The following is a 19,223-nucleotide window of genomic DNA, read 5'->3' as shown; positions in this document are numbered from 1 at the left end:
GATTAACATTAAATCAATAATCAAAAATTTACTTATGAGCAACGAGCTACAAAACATAAAAAACCGTTTCGGAATTATCGGAAACTTTCCTGCACTCAACCGGGCCCTGGAAAAATCTATACAGGTGGCACCTACAGATATTTCTGTGCTGGTCATTGGAGAAAGTGGTGTAGGTAAAGAATTTATTCCGAAAATCATTCATTCAGAATCAAAAAGAAAACATCAGCCTTATATTGTGGTAAACTGTGGTGCAATTCCGGAAGGAACCATAGATTCTGAATTGTTCGGACACGAAAAAGGAGCTTTTACAGGAGCTACAGCTACAAGAAAAGGATATTTTGAAGTAGCAGATGGCGGAACGATCTTTTTAGATGAGGTAGGAGAGCTTCCGCTGCAGACTCAGGTTCGTCTTTTAAGAGTGCTTGAGAGTGGTGAATTTATGAAAGTAGGTTCTTCACAGGTTCAGAAAACGAACGTAAGAATTGTGGCCGCTACCAACGTTAATATGATGAAAGCCATCCATGACGGAAGGTTCCGTGAGGATTTATATTACCGTTTGAATACCGTTCAGATTGATATGCCGCCTTTGAGAGAAAGGAAAGGTGATATCCATTTATTATTCAGAAAGTTTGCAATAGATTTTGCAGAAAAATACAGAATGCCGGAGCTTGAACTGGAACCAAGCGCTGTTCATTACATTGAAAGTTATTCTTTTCCAGGTAACATCCGTCAGCTAAGAAACTTAGTAGAACAGATGACTGTTGTGGAAAGGAACAGAAATATTACCGCTGAGAAACTGGCCGAGTATATTCCTATGGAAACCCATCTTCCCATGGTAGTCAATACTCAAAGTACTCCAAAGCAGAGCGATTTCGGAAGTGAAAGGGAAATCATGTATAAAATTCTATTCGATATGAGGAATGATATTAATGATTTAAAATCCTTAACTTCGGAATTGATCAAAAACAGAGGAACAGCAGATCTTAGTAATCATGAGAAAAACCTTATTAACAGGATTTATACCCCCGAAAGTCAGCCCCAGGTGAATTCCGGATCATTGTTGTATTTTGAAAATAATAACGATACACCGACCGTTCAGACTCCTACGATCATTTCGACTCCTGATGACAGCTATGAAGATATTGAAGACATCGAAATTGAAGAAAACAGACCGGAATCACTTTCGCTTCAGAATAATGAAAAAGATTTGATTATCAAAGCTTTGGAAAAGCATAAAGGACGTAGAAACAGAGCGGCAGATGAGCTGGGAATCTCACAAAGAACTTTATACAGAAAAATAAAACAATATAACCTGGAAGATTAACACAACATAGATAATGAAAGTAAATTTAACACCCAAGCCGATCAATTTTAAACTCGGAGAATATATTAACAAAGGTTTCGAACTTTTAAAGAAAGATTTCGGAAATATTTTTGTAGCATTTTTACTATGCTTTATCATGTCGATTATTCCGTTTTGCGGACTGTTGGCAATGGGTAATTTATACAAATATCTTCAGAGATTAAATAGAAATCAGCCGGCAAGCCCGGGAGATATCTTTGATTTTAAAGATTTCATGCCTTATTTTATGTTGCAGTTAATTATTTTTGGTGGTGTGTTATTGCTTTACATTCCTTTATTTGCGGTATTGGGTATATCAGGAGCAATATCAGAGCGTAATGAACCTAACCCAATGGTTGCTCTTTTCGTGTTTCCTTATATATTCTTATTAATTGCAGCAATATATTACTTCGTATTGAAGGGCTTTTATATCATCCCGTTAATCAGTCTTAAAGGGGTTAAAGAAATAAAAGAAGCCTGGAATATTTCAAAAGTAATGACCAAAGGAAATCTCCTGTCTATTTTCCTTTTCTCATTGGTAGTAAGTATTTTAGCTCAGATTGGTATTGTTGCCTGTGGGATAGGAATTTTTCTTACCTTACCATTTTTATACACAGCAAACTATTTTGCTTATGAAGACGCTATTCAACAAATTGAGTATGATGAAATTATTGAAATCGGATCTAAAAATGAATTTTAACATTAAAAATATCAGCCTGAAACAATCACTGTTAACGGGAATGCTTTTTGCATTGCTGGGCGTTTTAAATTCATGCTACAGCTTTACGGGGTCGTCTCTTACAGACGAAAAGACTGTTCAGATCAATGAATTTCCCAATAATGCACCTCTTGTAAATCCTGCATTATCGCAACAGTTTTCTACGGCAATACAAAACAGATTCCTTCAGAGAACTACTTTGAAAGGAACAAAAGAGAATCCTGATATTCTTATTGAAGGAGAGATTACAGACTACTCGATCACGCCTACCACAATCAGTTCCAATACCCAGACAAACCCTTCTGGTGGGGTGATTCAGCAAGCACAGAATAAACTTACGATTACAGTAAAAGTACATTATGAAAATAAAATTCATCCGGATGCAAGTTTCGACAGAACGTATTCTGATGAAGCTGCTTTCAACAGTGATGTATCACTAAGTCAGATCGAAGACCAGCAGGTAAAACTGGTAACAGATAGAATTATTAATAAGATATTTAACGACATTGTAGCGAATTGGTAAGATGAATCCACGAGTTTTAGAATTAATAAAAAATCCGAAAAATATTCAGTCCGAAGACCTTGGTCTTTTGAAAGAAGAGATTCACACTTTTCCTTATATTCAAAATATCAGGGCACTTCATCTCTATGGAGTCCATCTGTACGAGAAAGAAAACTATCAGAAAGAGCTTTCCACAACAGCGGCATATACTACTGATAAGAAGATTTTGTATCAGTTGATCAACGGAAAGGTCAAACAAGAGCTCAAACCAGAGATTGTTGAAGAAAAGAAAGCCTCTAAAACAGTTGAAAAACCTGCTCAATTAGTTCAGAAAGCCAAGTCTTTCCCTATTAAAAGAGAAGAGGAGGGTTCTGTGGAAAAACCAGCAGAAGAGCAGGAGTCAGCATGTGTCTTACCAACTGCACAGGAGATTAAACATATTTATGTAAACGGGGAACGAAACAGAATTTTATTTGAAGGAGAAGAAAACTTCCTGAACGAGCAAAATTCTGAAACAATAGATATTGAGTCTACTCTGGAATCAGGAACTTTGGTAACCCAAAAGACTGAACCTTTGGTGGAGGAGCCTATTCAGCAGGAAGAAAAGCAAACTGAAACAGAGGAAAAAGCAGGAGAAGACTTTACGCCGGAAACGATCATTCATGAAGATCAGATTTCTTCAGAAAAAGAAGAAGAAAAGGTTGAGGAAGAAGAAAATATCAGTTTCCATGAAGTATCTCCTTTAGCATCAGAGGAAAGTATTGAAGAAGTTACGGAAGAGCCTTTAAATACAGGATCAACTGATATTGAAGCTATATCTGTTTCTGAAGAAGAAATCGCTCAACAAGAAATACAAGCTGAAGTAGAGGATAATGCCGGAGAAAACTTTACGCCAGAAACCATTATCGACGAAGATCAGATTTCTGCAGAAAAAGAAGAGGCAAATAGTAATGAAGAAGAGTCATCAATAGAAATATCTGATGCTGAAGTAAGCTTCCATGGAACAGATTCATTTATGCCGGACGTTAAAATTCAGGCAAATAATGAAGAAACTGTAGAAACCGCTGAGATTTCCCAACCGAATGTAAATAAACATGAGGAGGAAATGAGACGCCTGATTGAAGAGGTTGAGAAAAAAATGAAGGAGACGAAACCTGTTCTGCAAGAGGAGGAAGTAGAGTCTGAAGTGGTTGAAGATCATGAAATTAGCTTTGCTGATACCCAGAATTTTCATTTCTGGTCAACAAGTGAGGATAAACCTCAGGAAACAAAAGAAGAATCCTTACCTAAAGAAGTTGTTGAAAGTCAACTGCCTGTAGAAGAAGCTAAGGTTGAAATTACAGAAGAAAAAGAAGAAGAAACTCCTGAAGTACAGTCTGTATGGAAGCCCATGAGTTTGGAATCCAATATGCCAGATTCTTTAATCAGCAAATCAGAAAAAGAATCAGCGCCTGAAATCAAAACTCCGGTAGCGGAAGCAACTCCTGTTGCAGAATCTGAAGCAATCATTGAAGAACAGCAACCTGTCGAAACTGTTACAGCAACCGTTCAGGAAGAAGTTCTGCCAGTGTCGGAAGTATTTGAAAATGAAGAGAATCACTCTGTATCAATTGAATCAACTGAAGAAGAAAAAACGGATACAGAAAATGGAAAAGAAGATGTTCCTGTGATGAATGTTTCATTCTTTGGAACTGATATTTCTACCCTTAAAGTGGAAGAAAAGCAGAAGGAAAAGAAAGAAGAACCTGTAGAAAAAACAGAAGAGGTTGCTATGAAGAATATGGCTCAGTCATCAATAGACAGTAATGTCCCTGGTTTTATCAATACTTGGCAGAGCTGGCTTAAGATTGGCAGAACAGAAGAAAATGAAAAGGAAAAGTTGGAAATTAAAGATAAGGCTATTGAAACCTTTATTGAAAACAATCCTAGAATCAGTCAGTTAAAAGAAGAAAGTACCTATGTTGTAAAAGAAAAGAATGACGATATCTCGCATTTGATGACAGAGACATTGGCCAATCTTTATTTTGAGCAGAAACTCTATACAAAGGCCATAAAAGCGTTTGAAATATTAATCAAAAAGAGTCCTGAGAAAAAGGAATATTTTGAATCCAAGATTAAGGATATTAAGGACTTCAGAAGTAAAAATTAAAAAAGAAAAAGGTACTGATTAGAACAGTACCTTTTTTATTTTATCATTTCTAAGGATTGTTTTTACTGCTTCTTAATTTTTTCCAGGCTTTTCGTCCGAACACAATAACAACAATTAAGGTAATTATTGCAAAAATAGCGGCCAGTACTGGAGCTGCCATCGCGAGAATAGACATTATGCCTGCTCCTGCCGTCTCTGTTGTTCCTACCATAGAATTTCCCAGACCTCCTGTTGTTGCGGTAGAAGCGGCCCTTATTCCTGCAAATCCGGAACTGATCGTTGCTGCGGTGCCTCCACCCGCAATTAATGCCAGTGCCCATTGCGGAAAAGTTCCAAGCTCAGCAAACTGGCTGGCAAATAAAATGGAACCTGCAACTGTGGCCATAGGAATAGAGACCGTGTCCAGTAAATGATCAACAAAAGGGATATAATAAGCCAGAATCTCAATAATAGTGGCTATTCCTGTTGTAATAAGCGTAGGCAGGCCTGCAAGCCATTCAAAATGCTCATTCATGGGAATCCAATTGAAATAAGAGGCAAGGCTTACGATAAACATGGGAAGAAATACCCGGAAGCCTGTAGCCGCCGCCAATCCAATGCCGATAAACGCACTGATTATATAAGGAAAATAGGGAATATTGTCTAACATATTAATTTTCAGATTTATTGTTTTCTCTAAAAATACAAAAACTATCTGAAATTAAGAGTATGGTTGATTTTTGAGCTCCGGGATACGAGTTTCGATCTTTGCTATCTGTGATTTACTGTAGAATAAAAAAATACCTACGTAATAATCAGCATAAATCTGTGTGATCCGTGGGAAAATAAAAAGTCTGCAGGTTATCACAGATCTCTTATTCTAACGGAAAATTACTTTTTCTGTGCTTCACAAAGCTTTATAAACTGAGCCTCTACATCCTGAAATTTCGGAGGCATCTCAGCAGAAACCCAAAACAGCATGGCCACAGTTTTTTCTCCAAACGCTTGTTTAAACAAATCTTTGTTCAGACGATAACATTCTCTCAGTAATCTTTTGATACGGTTTCTGTGCACTGCTCTTTTAAAATATCTTTTAGAAACAGAAACGCCAAATTTTGCATCTTCTACAGCAAGATTGGGTTTGTCTTTCAGAATAATAATTCTCAGATTTCCGCTCGTTCTCCATTTGCCTTTTTCAAAAAGCAAACTGATCTCTGTATTTTTTTTGAGCTTTTCCGCTCTGGGATATTGGAAATTTGTCATTTACGGAGTGTAAATAGGGGTTTTTATTTTTCTCCCGTCTATTTCACAAATTTATATACGAAATCGTTTTGTAAATCTGTGAAATAGGCTGGGGAATATTTTAATCCTGGTTTAATAAATGATTAATCACTTCTGAAGCGGTATACAACCCGAAAATAGCAGGCATATAACTTATTGTTCCGTAAAAAGATCTTTTATAATTGGTTCCATCAGTCATTTTCAAACTTTCTTCATCCTGAATATCATTGGCAAAAACACAACGAACTCCTTTGTCAATTTTTGCTTTTTTCAGCCTTTTTCTTACCTGTCTTGCAAGGTGGCAATGTTCAGTTTTGCTAATATCTCTTACCAATACTTTGCTTGGATCGGTTTTTCCGCCGGCTCCCATTGAACTTACAATTTTTATCCTTCTTCTTTTGGCTGCAATAATCAGACAAAGCTTTGGCGTAACACTGTCGATGCAGTCCAGAACATAATCGAATTTTGCAGAATCCAAAACTTCATCCATTCTTTCCGGATTCAGAAATTCATTGATCTTCGTTAAATTAAGCTGTGGATTGATATCAAGAAGCCTTTCAGCAACCACCTCTACCTTATGTTTTCCGACCGTAGAATGCAAAGCAGGAAGCTGTCTGTTGATATTGGTAATATCTACCGTATCACCATCCACAATCGTCATATTTCCCACTCCGGCTCTTGCTAGAAATTCCGCGGCAAAAGAACCTACTCCGCCTAGGCCTACTACAAGCACATTGGCTTTTATGAGCTTTTCTAATCCATCTTCTTTTATCAAAAGTTCAGTTCTTTCCAGCCAGTATTTATCCATTTTTTATTCTGTGTAAATTTTCTAAAATTTGTTCATTGAGTTGTTCCAAAGAAACTTCTTTTATTTCCGAAACTTTAACGTACAATTCTTCGATGTTAAAATCTTCATTGTCAGTCTCTAAAAAGATTTTGTCTAATGGAGTGTTTTTCAAAATATCCTGCAAAGATAAATTATACAAAACAGCTTTTCCAAAACTCAGGTAAAAATTATTGGCAAGAAGATCTTCAGCAATTTGATGTTTCTTATTAAAACCATGAATGATCATAGGCTGTTCCGCCTTCTTTTTAAATGAAATAACCTCATAAAATTTTCTTACACAATGAATAATCAGAGGTTTTTTTACTTCATTAGCAATCTTAATCTGCATTAAAAACACTTCTTCCTGAATTTTATGATCAATAGAAACTAAAGAATCTAAGCCGCATTCACCAATGGCAAAACAGTTCTGAAATATCATATTTTTCATCCACAAAAATTGCTGTTCTATATTATTTACATCAATATCTTGGGGATGAATTCCGATAGAATAAGGGGAATCAGGCGGAATTTGCTCAATGTTCAGATTGTAAATTCCGTTTCTGATGTTTTTTTTATGATGGTGAAAATCAAAAAATTCCATATTCAAAAGTAAGGATTTTTCAGAATTAATTTAAAATTATTAAACGTACGTTTATAAATGTGTTAAAAATTTCTTAACTTTACTCAAAGTACACTTCATGAAAAAAAAATTTACAGAAAAACAGATTCACATACTGGATATTGCAGAAGAGCTGATTGCAAAAAAAGGATACGAGGGAACTTCTGTAAGAGATATTTGTTCTAAAGCAAATATTAATGTTGCCATGATCTCTTATTACTTTGGTTCCAAAGAGAAAATGATGTCTTACCTCTATCAGTACAGGGTGCTGAAAACCAGAGAGAACTTTTCGGAATTTGCGGATACCATCAAAGAAGGAAAACCGGAAATGCAGTTGCGGGAAATGATTAAATATATTGTTTCTCAGCTTTTTAAGTATAATTATTTCCATGGTTTTGTGACCCAGGAGCTTCGTCATACAGAAAACCTGAAAGATGAACTGCTTGATTTCTATCAGTTATTTGTCAAAAAACTGGATGAAGTCATTAAAAAAGGCGTTGCATCAGGTGTTTTTACTTTTACCCCAAAGCCTGAAGATATTCTTACCATGATTATCGGATCCACCTTATTTGTAATCAGGAATAAAAACTTCTATGAGCTCTATGTTCCGAGCAAAAATGAGGAAACCTATGCAAAAGAAGCTGAGAAAAAGGTGAGAATGAATCTTTTATTAAGTGTTTTTGCGATTCTGGGATACGCTGCAGACTAAAATTACGTTAAATATTCATAAAAAAAAATCTATTGACAAAAAAGTTATATTTTTGCAAATTAGTAAATCGGCTGTATAATCCGAAAACTGTTGAACTTTTTATATGAAAAAATATATTTTAGGTCTTTTTGTTGTAGCGGTGATTTCATCTTGTGTAAGCCAACAGGAAAGAGCAATGAGGAGTGCTGATAAAGAATTTATCTTAAAGGCAGCTAATGAAAATTTCGCTAAGAAAAAGTGGAAAAATGCATTGGCTCTTTACGACAGACTGGCAAATCTTGTGGCAGGAACGGATGATTTTCCTAATGTAGGTTTCAACACTGCTTATGCTAACTACTATGACAAGAGTTATAAGCTGGCAGGTCACCAGTTTAAAAACTTTGCAGTGAGTTTCCCAAAAGATCCAAGAGCTGAAGAAGCAGCGTATATGTCTGCATTGTGCTATTATGAAGGATCTATGGACTATAACTTAGATCAGTCCAGTACAGAATTGGCTATTAATGAGCTTCAGGAGTTCCTGAACAATTATCCCAACTCTGAAAGATCTAAAAATATCAGCCAACTTATTGATGAATTGTCTTATAAGCTTGAATTTAAAGCTTACGAAAACGGAAGACAATACTATAAAATGGGAGAGTATAAAGCAGCGAATGTAGCATTTGAAAATGTTTTAGAAGATTTCCCAAGTACAAAACTTCGTTCAAAAATTTATGATTATATCATGAAGTCACGTTATGAACTGGCGATGAAATCCGTATATAATCTTAAAGATGAGCGTATTGAAAGTGCTCTGACTTATACAAAAGTGGTAGAGAAAGAGCTTCCTAATACAGAATATTCTAAAACGGCATTAGATCTTAGGGAAAAGCTGGAAAAGGAAAAACAAAACTTCGTTGTTGTTAAAAAACAAACTGAAGCAAGAATTGCAGCTTTAACGGCAAGACAGAAAAAAGAAGCCGAAAAACTGGCAGATAAAGATAAAGCTGATCAGCAAATAAAGGATCAGATCAGCAACGAAAAGAAAGCAATCCAGTTACAGAGGGACAGTGCGGCGCTTAAGACGCCTCCTCCGGCAGCGACTTTCAAAATTCAAAGATAATTCGTAAATTTGCCATCTTAAAATAAAATAATTTTCTCAAAATGAGTGTAAAAGATACAAAAGCAGAAGTAAATACTATTACTTACGATAAAGATAAGATTGAAGATAAAGTAGGTTCAATCTATGAAGCTATTGTTATCATGGGAAAGAGAGCAGAGCAGATCAATGCGGAGATCCGTACGGAACTTCACAATAAATTGGATGAATTTGCTGTTCATAATTCTACATTAGAAGAGGTTTTCGAAAACAGAGAACAAATTGAGATCTCTAAACATTACGAAAAGCTTCCAAAGCCAACTTCAATTGCTATTGAAGAATGGTTAAACGAAGATGTTTATTTCAGAAAAACAGAAGAAAGAAAATAATCAATCATCTGTGTTTTAATAAATCAAGGTCATAAAGGAATTCATTTCTTTTATGACCTTTTGTTGTTTTAAAGCCTCATTGTGTGGGAAAAAATAAGTACTTTAGTATTTCAAAAATTAGAACTAAATGAGTGTTTCCGGTAAAAAGATACTTATCGCTGTCTCTGGAGGAATTGCGGCTTACAAAATTCATTTTCTCATCAGAGATTTTGTGAAGAAAGGAGCCGAAGTTCAGGTTATTATGACTCCTGATGCTGAAAACTTTGTGACGAAACTAAGTCTGTCTACATTATCCAAAAGACCTGTGTATTCAGACTTTTACAGCAGTAACGGAACATGGAACAGTCATGTGGAAATGGCTTTGTGGGCAGATGTTATGATTGTCGCTCCATGTACGGCCAATACACTGTCTAAAATGGTCCACGGAATGTGTGATAACCTGGTTATTGCAACGTATATGTCTGCAAAATGCCCGGTATTCATTGCTCCTGCAATGGATCTTGATATGTATGCACATCCTTCTACAAAAAAGAATCTGGAGCTGGCAGAAAGTTTTGGACATATAATCATACCTGCGGAAAACGGAGAGCTGGCAAGCGGACTGATCGGGCAGGGAAGAATGGCAGAGCCTGCAACAATCTTTACTACAGTAGAACATTATTTTCATCCAGATAGCCATTCCGGAAGTCTTGATGGGAAAACGGTTTTAATTACTGCAGGACCTACTTATGAAGCCATAGATCCGGTAAGATTCATCGGAAATCATTCGTCTGGGAAAATGGGCTTCTCTCTGGCAGAAGAGGCTTCAAAAAGAGGCGCAAAAGTGATTTTGATTTCAGGACCAAGTTTTCAGACCCTTAATGATCCAAATGTTGAACTTCATAAAGTAATTTCGGCAAAAGAAATGCTGGCCAAAGTATTTGAATTTTACGACAGAATAGACATCGGGATTGCCAGTGCGGCAGTAGCAGATTATGCTCCAAAAGAAGTGGCTAAGGAAAAGATCAAAAAAAATGATGAAAACCTAACGATTGAATTGGTTAAGAATCCTGATATCCTTAAAACAATGGGGGAAAAGAAGACTCACCAGTTTCTGGTAGGATTTGCCCTGGAAACCCAAAATGAAGAGGAAAATGCAAAAGGAAAACTGGAAAAGAAAAATCTGGATATGATTGTTCTGAATTCTCTTCGTGACGAAGGCGCTGGTTTTAAAAATGACACCAACAAAATCAAAATATTTACGAAAACAGAGAAAAAAGAATTCAATCTGAAATCAAAGGATGATGTAGCAAAAGATATTCTCAATTTTGTAGAGGCTCAATTTTTAAAATAATTTTAATAAATTTCCGTTCTCAATTTTTAATAGACAATGAAAAAAATTATAAGTTTATTTTTTCTGTTTTTTCTATATACCCAAAGTTTTTCTCAGGAGCTGTTGGCAACAGTGCAGGTAAACTCCAATCAGCTTGGGGGAAGTAACCAGCAGGCCTATAAAGCATTGGAGAAAAGTCTCAGGGATTTTATTAATAATACCAGCTGGACGGGTAAAAAACTTCAGAATTTTGAAAAAATAAAATGTGCTTTTTCTATTGTTATTTCTGAAAGAGACGTAAATAAATTCAAAGGAACTATTGTTATTCAGGCAGTAAGACCTGTGTATAATACAACCTATGAATCTCCTTTACTGAACCTTCAGGATCAAAGATTTGCCTTTGAGTACATTGAAAATGAGAGTCTTATTTTTAATGAAAGACAGTTTTCAGGGAAGAATCTTACGGATGTGATCAGTTTCTATATTTATGTGATTTTAGGGTTGGATGCAGATAGCTTCCAGTCTATGGGAGGATCTCAATGGTATGCAAAAGCACAGCAGATTGCACAGAATTCCCAAAACAGAAACTATGAGGGCTGGAATACCATCAACGAGCCAAGAAGCCGTTCTATTTTGATCAACGAAATCATGAACCCAAACTGGAGTCAGTTACGTTCTACCATTTATACTTACCACAGAGCAGGATTGGATAACCTTTTCAACCAGGATCAGACGGCCGGGAAAAAAGTGATTTTTGATGCTCTGATGCAACTTAAAATGTACGAAAACAATTTCCAGCAGGCATTTTTCTTCAACCTGTTCATGGATACCAAAAGTGATGAAATTTTCAATATTTTCAATTCTGGAAATAATGGAGGTCTCATTCTTAATGACCTTAAGCAGAATATGATTATCCTCTCACCAAAGAATATAGAGAATAAGTGGAATAAATGGAAAGTCTAAAATTTCTGAGTACGTTTAATAACAGATAGCATGATTGATGAGTGCACAATCAAAAAACGATTTCTTAACTCATTAAAAAAACTTAATTTTACCGTTCAAACTCAAATTGGATTATAACCCGGATTATCAATGCTTTCGAGAATTTACATTAAAAACTTTGCCCTGATTGATACCCTTGAAGTATCATTGAAAAATGGTTTACAGGTTATTACCGGAGAAACCGGGGCCGGTAAATCTATTATTTTAGGGGCTTTGCGACTTATTTTAGGAGAAAGAGCAGATGTAAAATCTATTGCCAAAGCTGAAGAAAAAAGCGTTGTGGAAACCGAGTTTTCGCTCAATAATCAGTTTAAGAAATTCTTTATTGAAAATGATCTGGATTATGAGCTTCAGACCATTATCCGAAGAGAAATCCTTCCTTCAGGAAAATCCCGGGCTTTCATTAATGATGTACCGGTAACGCTGGATATTCTTAAAGAACTTTCCTCACAGCTCATTGATATCCATTCTCAATTTGAAACCTCTAACCTTTTTACCTCAGAATATCAGTTTAAAATTATTGACGGGCTTTCTGAGAATAAAAAAATTATAGAAGATTATCAACAGGAGTTTTCTGATTTTCAGACTCTTAAACTATTGTTGAAAAAGCTGAAAACCCAGCTTTCAGAATCTAATAAAGAAAGTGATTACAAAGAATTTCTGCTTAACGAACTGGAAGAGCTTAAACTTGATGATGTAGACTATGAAGATGTTCAGAATCAGCTTTCTATTCAGGAAAATGCAGGGATGATTTCAGAAAATGTAGGCCAGATCTTATCAAGATTCCATCAGGAAGAAATAGGTATTTTATCCTTCTTCCATGAAGCCACAAACAAGCTTTCGAAAATTTCCGAAGTTTCCACCAGTTTTGCTGAACTTGATGAAAGACTTGAAACCTCTTTTGTAGAACTTAAAGATATCATTTCCGAACTGGAACATGAGGCGGAGAGGGTTGAAATCAATCCGGAAAATCTGGTATACCTTACCGATCTTAATAACAAAATCAATGCTTTATTCCTGAAGCACAATGTTTCAGATCTTCATGAACTGATTGAAATCAGAAATCAGCTGGCAGGAGATCAGAAAGGAGCTTCTGATCTGGAATCACAGATTGAAGAAACAGAAAACAATATTTCTCAAAAAGAAAAAACACTTCAGACCCTTGCTGCAAAGCTTTCAAAGAACAGACATAAGAATGTTCCTGTTTTCATCAAAAAAGCAGAAGTCCTTCTGAAAAAACTAGGGCTGGAAAAAGCAAAAGTCGATATAGAATTACAGGATGCTGAAGAATTCAACCCGTTTGGAAAAGAAAATATCCAGCTGTTGTTTCAGGCCAATTCCGGTTTTCCTTTAAAACCTATCCAGACTGCTATTTCCGGAGGAGAAAGATCAAGAGTAATGCTTGCTGTAAAGAAGATTATTGCAGAAAGTGATGAGCTTCCAACCCTTATTCTGGATGAAATTGATACCGGAGTTTCAGGAAAAGTAGCTGAAGAGATCGGAAACCTTATGAGAGAAATGTCTGAAGACATGCAGTTGATCGTTATTTCTCACCTTGCACAGGTTGCCGCCAAGGGAAATGATAATTATAAAGTGGTGAAGCAGGATATTTCAGGCAAAACACAATCCACCATTATTCCTTTAAGCAGTGAAGAAAAACTGAACGAAATTGCCCAATTGCTTTCCGGAAGTAAAATTACAGAAGCCGCTCTGGCACAGGCAAAAGAGCTTATAGGATAACTATAGAAATCTAATTTTCGTTAAAAATTTGTAACATATTTTACATTATATTTACTAATGTAAAAAACTAACATATGTTTCTAAAGTTCCTTAGGCTTGAAATCAAAAGCTTCTTTCGTGGTACATCTTTAGGGATCAACCTGACCATGAAAATCCTCCGTTTCATAGGAATTCTTTACTTCATAGGATGTCTTATTGGAGGTGCCTTTCTTGCTTTTTTCTACATTCAGGAAGAAATGCATCAGAACCCTTTAAAGATGGTTTCAAAATTCATGATCGTTGCGTGGATTATAGATTTGGCTATTAAATATTTATGGCAGGAAGTTCCTACACAAAATATTAAACCGTTTCTGACGATGAATATCAGGAAGAATACACTGGTCAATTATATGCTGGCTAAAACCTTTCTTTCTGCATTCAGCTGGCTGACCTCATTATTCTTTATCACATTTTCCCTGATTGCGTTATTCAACGGATACAGCATTATAGGAATACTGGTGTGGCTTATTGGAGTCATAGCATTGCTCTATCTGAATAACTTTATCAATATTTTTTTCAATGGGAAAGAGCCTTTAGCTATTGCCATAGGAATCTGTTTTGTGATCATCGGAAGTCTGGGATACTACAATATCATTCCGGTTTTGTCTTACTCAGAATCAGTTTTTTTAAGCTTCTATGAAAAGCCTTACTTTGCCCTGATCCCTGTTATTCTGTTTGTCCTGCTGTGGTGGATATGTTTCCGTTATCTGCGTAAAGAGTTTTATCTTGATCAGGGGCTTGAAGCCAAGAAAACAGTAGGGAAAACAGAAAATATAGCTTTCCTGAATAAATATGGGGTTATTGGTACATTTATCAATAACGATGTTAAAATGTTGAGACGTAATAAGGTCACAAAAGGTATTTTACTTGGCAGTGTTATGTTTCTTTTTTATGGATTGCTGATGTTTACTTCTTCACTATACAAAACCCCTGCAATGATGATGTTCATGGGATTATTTGTAACAGGTGGCTTCCAGTTTCTTTTTGGGCAGAGGGTGCCGGCTTTTGACAGCTCATATTATCCTCTGATGATGACTCTGAATGTTCCGTACAAAGAATATTTAAAAGCAAAATGGTGGCTGATGAATATTGTAACAGGAGCTTCTATAATTGTAGCACTTTGCTATGCTTATTTTGGCTGGGAAGTATATGTCACATTTTTTGCAGCAGGATTGTACAATATGGGGGTGAATTCTCAATTTACTTTATGGTCGGGAGCCTTCAACAAAACTCAGATTGACCTGAACTCAAAGGAAAAAAGACTGGGGCAGAAAGGAAGTTTTAATATGGTGGCTATGCTTTTATTGATTCCTAAAATGCTTCTTCCTATGGGTGTATTTGCTTTGGCAAAATATTTTACAGGAATTACAGGTGGAGTGGTAAGTATTGCTATTATTGGAGTTATCGGATTTTTTATGAGAGAAAAGATCTTCGATATCATTGTAAAACAATATAAAAGAGAAAAATACAGCGCACTTGATGCATTTAAAAATAAAGGTTAAAACATGATCAACATACAAAATTTATCCAAAACATACGGAACAGCAACTGTTCTTAATATTGAAAATCTTGAAATTCCAAACGGGGAAACATTTGGCCTTGTAGGAAATAACGGAGCAGGAAAAACAACCCTTTTCAGCCTGATGCTGGATTTGATTCAGGCAAGTACAGGATTTGTAAGTATTGACGGAATTAAGGTCAATGAATCCGAAGTCTGGAAAAATAAAGTTTCAGCATTTGTAGATGATACCTTTCTCATTGGCTATCTTACTCCGGAGGAATATTTTTATTTCATCGGGGAGCTGAGAGGTCAGAACAAAGCATCTGTAGATGAATTCCTGAAACCTTTTCATGATTTTTTCAATGGTGAGATCCTGAAATCCGGGAAATATATCCGTGATCTTTCAAAAGGAAATCAGAAAAAAGTAGGAATCGTAGGAGCTATCATTGGAAATCCTGAGATTATTATTCTCGATGAGCCCTTTGCCAACCTGGATCCTTCTACGCAGATCAAACTTAAAAATCTGATCAAAGAATTATCAAAACAAGATGGTGTTACTTTCCTTATTTCCAGTCATGATCTTTCGCATACAACAGAAGTATGCAACAGAATCGTGGTTGTAAATAAAGGTCTTCTGGTAAAAGATATTCAGACCAATCCTGAAACTTTGAAAGATTTGGAACAATATTTTGCAGATCAGGTGTCAGTTTCGGATATTTAATACCACAAAAATAGAGGTATGAATACGACAGAATCACAGAATGTGACAGACTATCCCAATAGCAATACTATTTTCATGGTCTGGAAACTTCATGAAAGCCCTCAGCTGAAAGATATTTTTCAGGAGCTGTGTGCTTTGGTTTTAAATCTTAATAATTCGGTTTTTAACCGTTTTCCGGACAGCAGGGCAAGCTGTGTCATGGGAATTGGTGCTGAAGCATGGAGGAAACTGGAACTTCCAACACCACTGCCAAAGGAATTGACCGATTTTGAAGAAATAAAAGGAGTAAAACACACGGCTGTTTCCACTCCCGGAGATCTTCATTTTCACCTGAGAGCAGATAACAAAAGCCTGATTTTCGATATGGCGATTGAAATATCCAAATTATTGAGCTCCGTAGCTGAAAGTGTTCTTGAAATTCACGGATTTAAATATTGGGATGCACGTTCCATTCTTGGTTTTGTAGACGGAACGGAAAATCCGCATGGTGACGACCGTGATTATTTTGGAAAAATAGGAGATGAAGATCCTCAATATAAAGGAGGAAGTTATCTTTTCGTTCAGAAGTACCTTCACAATATGGATGCCTGGAAAAGTCTGTCCACAGAAGATCAGGAGAAAGTGATCGGAAGATCAAAGGAAAATGATATTGAAATGTCTGATGATGTAAAACCTTCGAATTCACACATTGCTTTAGCCAATATCGAAGGCGAGAATAGAGAGGAATTGAAAATAGTCAGAGATAATATGCCTTTTGGTAATCCTTCTACAAATGAGTTCGGAACCTATTTTATTGCCTATTCAAGCACATTTACCACAACAAAAAAGATGTTGACCAATATGTTTATAGGTGATCCACCGGGAAATTATGACAGAATCTTAGATTTCAGTACCGCAGTTACCGGAACACTTTTCTTCGTTCCCACCAGAAATATGCTTGATGAATTTTCAGGATAAAATACAAAGGCTGTCTCATTCTAAGGCAGTCTTTTTCCTTTATTAAGTAATATCAATAAAAATATTTTTAAAAAATTGTAACCTTTTTTTGTTTTGAGTGTCTTTAAGATAGAAACAGCATAAGCATGAAACTTTTGTTCGGAAATAAAAAGAATGATTTGTTGAGCCTCCTGAAAAAACAGGATCCGGCTGCACAGAAGATTTTCTATGAACAGAATGTGAAGAGATTCCTGAGTGTAAGCAAAAGCTATGTGAGCGATTTGTATCAGGCAGAAGATTGTCTCATAAAAGCATTCTGTAAAATTTTTAAGCACATAGAAAGCTTCAGAGGAGAATCGAACCTGGAAAGCTGGGCGAGGAGAATTGTCGTTAATGAATGTCTGAATTTTATCAAAAGCCATAAAACAGTATTCTATCTGGACGAAATCAACCAGTCTTTTCACGAAGACATCCATGAGCCGGAGATAGATTGTGATTTTAATGCACAGGAACTTTTGGATCAGCTTCCCGATGCTTACAGAATGGTTTTTAACCTGTATGTACTGGAAGGCTATTCTCATCAGGAAATTGCTGATACTTTGCAGATTTCAATGGCTGTCAGCAAGACCCAGTTGTTTAGAGCAAAAGAAAAATTAAGAAAGATCTACTTTCAACAACAAAAAAAAGTGAAAAATGAAAACGTCTAAAGATAATATGGAATGGCAGATCAAAAAACAGATGGAGGAAAGAGAAATTACCCCATCGCGCGATCTGTGGTCTGAAATTGAGCTTCAGAATAGCAGTAATCGTCCCAGATTACAGGTGAACTGGATATTAATAGCTGCATGTTTACTGTTGACATTTGGTTTAGGGAGTGTTTTCTTTTTTCTTAATCAGCCTTCAGAAACACAACCGGAAATTGTAAAGAAAACAGCAAAAAATAATGAAGAAGAAATTATAAAAGTTCCGGTTCAGAATAATATTCCGCTGGCAGTTGAGAATAATGATAAAAAGGAAGTGAAGAAAACACTTTCAGAAGATAACAAAGAAGTTATTTCTCCAGTGGCAGTAGGGCAAAATAAACTTCTTCCTAAAGAAATGATTCCTATTAAGAAACTGGAGATTCCTCAGATTTCCAATCCTAGACTGATGGCGAAAGCCGATTCTTTAAAAACTCCGGTTAAAAAGAAAAAATATGTAGATCCTTCCACGCTTCTTTTCTCAGTAGAGCATAAAGATGTCATCGAAAAAACAAAAGATGGAAGCAACGTGGCAACTACTATTGATTTGAATGCCAGATAATTTATCTGTAAAAAATAAAAAATAATACTATGATCAAGAAATTAATCGTAATGGGATTGCTGTGCTTTTTTTCAGCGTCAATCCATGCACAAAAGAAATTCAATATTAATCTGTCTTCTAAAAAAGATACGGAGGTAAGCCCGATTGTAAAAGAGAAAGTAGAAGAATATGCAGCTAAAATCAACGCTATTATTCAGGAAGAAAAAAAACTGATGGAGGAGGAATTGGTCGTTTTGCAGGCAAAAAATCTCAATAAATCTGATTTCGACAGAGAAAAAGCTCTGATTGCAGATCGATATTCTGAGAAAATGGATAAAAGAATTGAGGAACTTGGATTTGATCTGGATGATGTGATTCAGAAGCAGGTAAGATATTCTCTTTTGAATACAGATGTTACGTCCAAAGAAGAACTTAAAGAAAAGCTTTTGAAAAAATTCCGTCCCAGCAGAAGCTTTACAGGATATTTCTCCTACGGAATTATGACATTAACGAATAGCTCTCCGGATAATGTACTGGATAAAAATATCGGATATGCCAATAACCTTGAGTTTGGTCTGAAACTGAACTATCAACTTAGCAGAACAAGTCCCTGGGCCGTTATTTCCGGATTAGGATTCTCATGGAGAACCCTTAGAGCAGATAATAATATGCTGTTTACAAGAAGTGCAGAGCAGGGAGTTGCTTTAGTTCAAGCTAACGAAAATCTTGATAAAAGTAAACTGAGAACTGGGTATATTATGGTTCCTTTGGGAGTACAATATAATTTCTCCAAGCTTAAGAATGCAGGAATGGATATCCAGTACCGCAGCTATTACACCGGATTTAAAATTGGAGCCAATGTATACGGAGGGGTAAAAATGTCTACCAACAATATTGTAAAAGATAGTGATGGTGAAACCAGAGACCGTGGAAATTATCAGGTGAATCCTTTTGTATACGGAGCACAGATTACGGTTTCCTACAACAGCTTTAGTCTCTTTGTTAAAAAAGATTTCAGCAACTTCTTTAAAGACAGTTACTTCAAAAATGATAAAGCACTGATATTCGGCTTGGCCATTGGATTAGATTAAATATATTTTAA

20 protein-coding genes are annotated in these 19,223 nt (G+C 35.9%); 16 read left to right on the top strand and 4 right to left on the bottom strand.

Going from position 1 to position 19,223, the window contains the following annotated elements:
- Positions 1-34 precede the first annotated feature (34 nt).
- Genes ACWPWS_RS20640 through ACWPWS_RS20625 form a run of 4 tightly spaced genes read left to right on the top strand, consistent with a single transcriptional unit; the run spans position 35 to position 4,711 of the window.
- A complete protein-coding gene (locus ACWPWS_RS20640; RefSeq protein WP_105684051.1) occupies positions 35-1,324 on the top strand; it encodes a sigma-54 interaction domain-containing protein in 1,290 nt (429 codons plus the stop codon).
- A gap of 13 nt (positions 1,325-1,337) precedes the next feature.
- Positions 1,338-2,042, top strand: a complete 705-nt coding sequence (locus ACWPWS_RS20635) for a hypothetical protein (protein ID WP_454047758.1) — start codon at positions 1,338-1,340, stop codon at positions 2,040-2,042.
- Positions 2,032-2,583 carry an LptE family protein gene (locus ACWPWS_RS20630; RefSeq protein WP_105684217.1) on the top strand — a complete coding sequence of 184 codons (552 nt, stop codon included), beginning with the start codon at positions 2,032-2,034 and terminating at the stop codon, positions 2,581-2,583. The genes ACWPWS_RS20635 and ACWPWS_RS20630 overlap by 11 nt, the downstream gene beginning before the upstream one ends.
- 1 nt (position 2,584) lies before the next feature.
- Entirely contained in the window at positions 2,585-4,711 is a 2,127-nt protein-coding gene (locus ACWPWS_RS20625; protein ID WP_454047757.1) for a hypothetical protein, read from the top strand.
- Positions 4,712-4,760: 49 nt separating this feature from the next.
- Here the strand turns inward: ACWPWS_RS20625 and ACWPWS_RS20620 are convergent, their stop codons facing one another.
- The 4 genes from ACWPWS_RS20620 to ACWPWS_RS20605 all read right to left on the bottom strand — a co-directional run bounded on the left by ACWPWS_RS20620 (position 4,761) and on the right by ACWPWS_RS20605 (position 7,398).
- Positions 4,761-5,360: a DUF4126 domain-containing protein gene (locus ACWPWS_RS20620; RefSeq protein WP_309513026.1), complete on the bottom strand. Its 600-nt coding sequence runs from the start codon at positions 5,358-5,360 to the stop codon at positions 4,761-4,763.
- A 221-nt stretch (positions 5,361-5,581) separates the two neighbouring features.
- Positions 5,582-5,953 (bottom strand): ribonuclease P protein component, encoded by a 372-nt coding sequence (rnpA, locus tag ACWPWS_RS20615; protein ID WP_209786660.1) that lies wholly within the window; start codon positions 5,951-5,953, stop codon positions 5,582-5,584.
- Between the two features lie 100 nt (positions 5,954-6,053).
- Positions 6,054-6,779: a tRNA threonylcarbamoyladenosine dehydratase gene (locus tag ACWPWS_RS20610; RefSeq protein ID WP_209786661.1), complete on the bottom strand. Its 726-nt coding sequence runs from the start codon at positions 6,777-6,779 to the stop codon at positions 6,054-6,056.
- Positions 6,772-7,398 (bottom strand): TatD family hydrolase, encoded by a 627-nt coding sequence (locus tag ACWPWS_RS20605; RefSeq protein ID WP_209786662.1) that lies wholly within the window; start codon positions 7,396-7,398, stop codon positions 6,772-6,774. Before ACWPWS_RS20605 ends, ACWPWS_RS20610 begins: the two co-directional genes overlap by 8 nt.
- A 97-nt stretch (positions 7,399-7,495) precedes the next feature.
- Between ACWPWS_RS20605 and ACWPWS_RS20600 the strand changes: the two genes are divergently transcribed.
- From ACWPWS_RS20600 to ACWPWS_RS20545, 12 genes are all read left to right on the top strand, one after another.
- Positions 7,496-8,125, top strand: coding sequence for a TetR/AcrR family transcriptional regulator (locus ACWPWS_RS20600; RefSeq protein WP_034692722.1), 630 nt, complete (start codon positions 7,496-7,498; stop codon positions 8,123-8,125).
- A gap of 103 nt (positions 8,126-8,228) precedes the next feature.
- Entirely contained in the window at positions 8,229-9,224 is a 996-nt protein-coding gene (locus tag ACWPWS_RS20595) for an outer membrane protein assembly factor BamD (protein ID WP_105684058.1), read from the top strand.
- A 41-nt stretch (positions 9,225-9,265) separates the two neighbouring features.
- On the top strand, positions 9,266-9,589 hold the full coding sequence (locus ACWPWS_RS20590; protein WP_034681463.1) for a DNA-directed RNA polymerase subunit omega: 324 nt from the start codon (positions 9,266-9,268) through the stop codon (positions 9,587-9,589).
- Positions 9,590-9,716: 127 nt separating this feature from the next.
- Positions 9,717-10,922 (top strand): bifunctional phosphopantothenoylcysteine decarboxylase/phosphopantothenate--cysteine ligase CoaBC, encoded by a 1,206-nt coding sequence (gene coaBC / locus ACWPWS_RS20585; RefSeq protein ID WP_454047756.1) that lies wholly within the window; start codon positions 9,717-9,719, stop codon positions 10,920-10,922.
- A gap of 36 nt (positions 10,923-10,958) precedes the next feature.
- Positions 10,959-11,864 carry a type IX secretion system protein PorD gene (gene porD, locus ACWPWS_RS20580; protein WP_454047755.1) on the top strand — a complete coding sequence of 302 codons (906 nt, stop codon included), beginning with the start codon at positions 10,959-10,961 and terminating at the stop codon, positions 11,862-11,864.
- Positions 11,865-11,993: 129 nt separating this feature from the next.
- Positions 11,994-13,643, top strand: coding sequence for a DNA repair protein RecN (locus ACWPWS_RS20575; protein WP_454047754.1), 1,650 nt, complete (start codon positions 11,994-11,996; stop codon positions 13,641-13,643).
- 74 nt (positions 13,644-13,717) lie between these two features.
- Positions 13,718-15,184: a DUF5687 family protein gene (locus ACWPWS_RS20570; protein ID WP_454047753.1), complete on the top strand. Its 1,467-nt coding sequence runs from the start codon at positions 13,718-13,720 to the stop codon at positions 15,182-15,184.
- A 3-nt stretch (positions 15,185-15,187) separates the two neighbouring features.
- Positions 15,188-15,904 (top strand): ABC transporter ATP-binding protein, encoded by a 717-nt coding sequence (locus ACWPWS_RS20565; RefSeq protein WP_454047752.1) that lies wholly within the window; start codon positions 15,188-15,190, stop codon positions 15,902-15,904.
- Positions 15,905-15,922: 18 nt separating this feature from the next.
- Positions 15,923-16,861: a Dyp-type peroxidase gene (locus ACWPWS_RS20560; protein ID WP_454047751.1), complete on the top strand. Its 939-nt coding sequence runs from the start codon at positions 15,923-15,925 to the stop codon at positions 16,859-16,861.
- Positions 16,862-16,986: 125 nt separating this feature from the next.
- Complete coding sequence (locus tag ACWPWS_RS20555; RefSeq protein WP_149835407.1) at positions 16,987-17,547, top strand: RNA polymerase sigma factor; 561 nt, start codon at positions 16,987-16,989, stop codon at positions 17,545-17,547.
- Complete coding sequence (locus ACWPWS_RS20550) at positions 17,534-18,142, top strand: hypothetical protein (RefSeq protein WP_454047750.1); 609 nt, start codon at positions 17,534-17,536, stop codon at positions 18,140-18,142. Before ACWPWS_RS20555 ends, ACWPWS_RS20550 begins: the two co-directional genes overlap by 14 nt.
- Before the next feature lie 29 nt (positions 18,143-18,171).
- Positions 18,172-19,212 (top strand): porin family protein, encoded by a 1,041-nt coding sequence (locus ACWPWS_RS20545; RefSeq protein WP_454047749.1) that lies wholly within the window; start codon positions 18,172-18,174, stop codon positions 19,210-19,212.
- The last annotated feature ends 11 nt before the right edge of the window (positions 19,213-19,223 follow it).

Source organism: Chryseobacterium sp. Marseille-Q8038 (assembly GCF_965111995.1).
The sequence above is the reverse complement of the archived record's forward strand: the minus strand, read 5'-3'. Positions and strand labels throughout refer to the sequence as shown.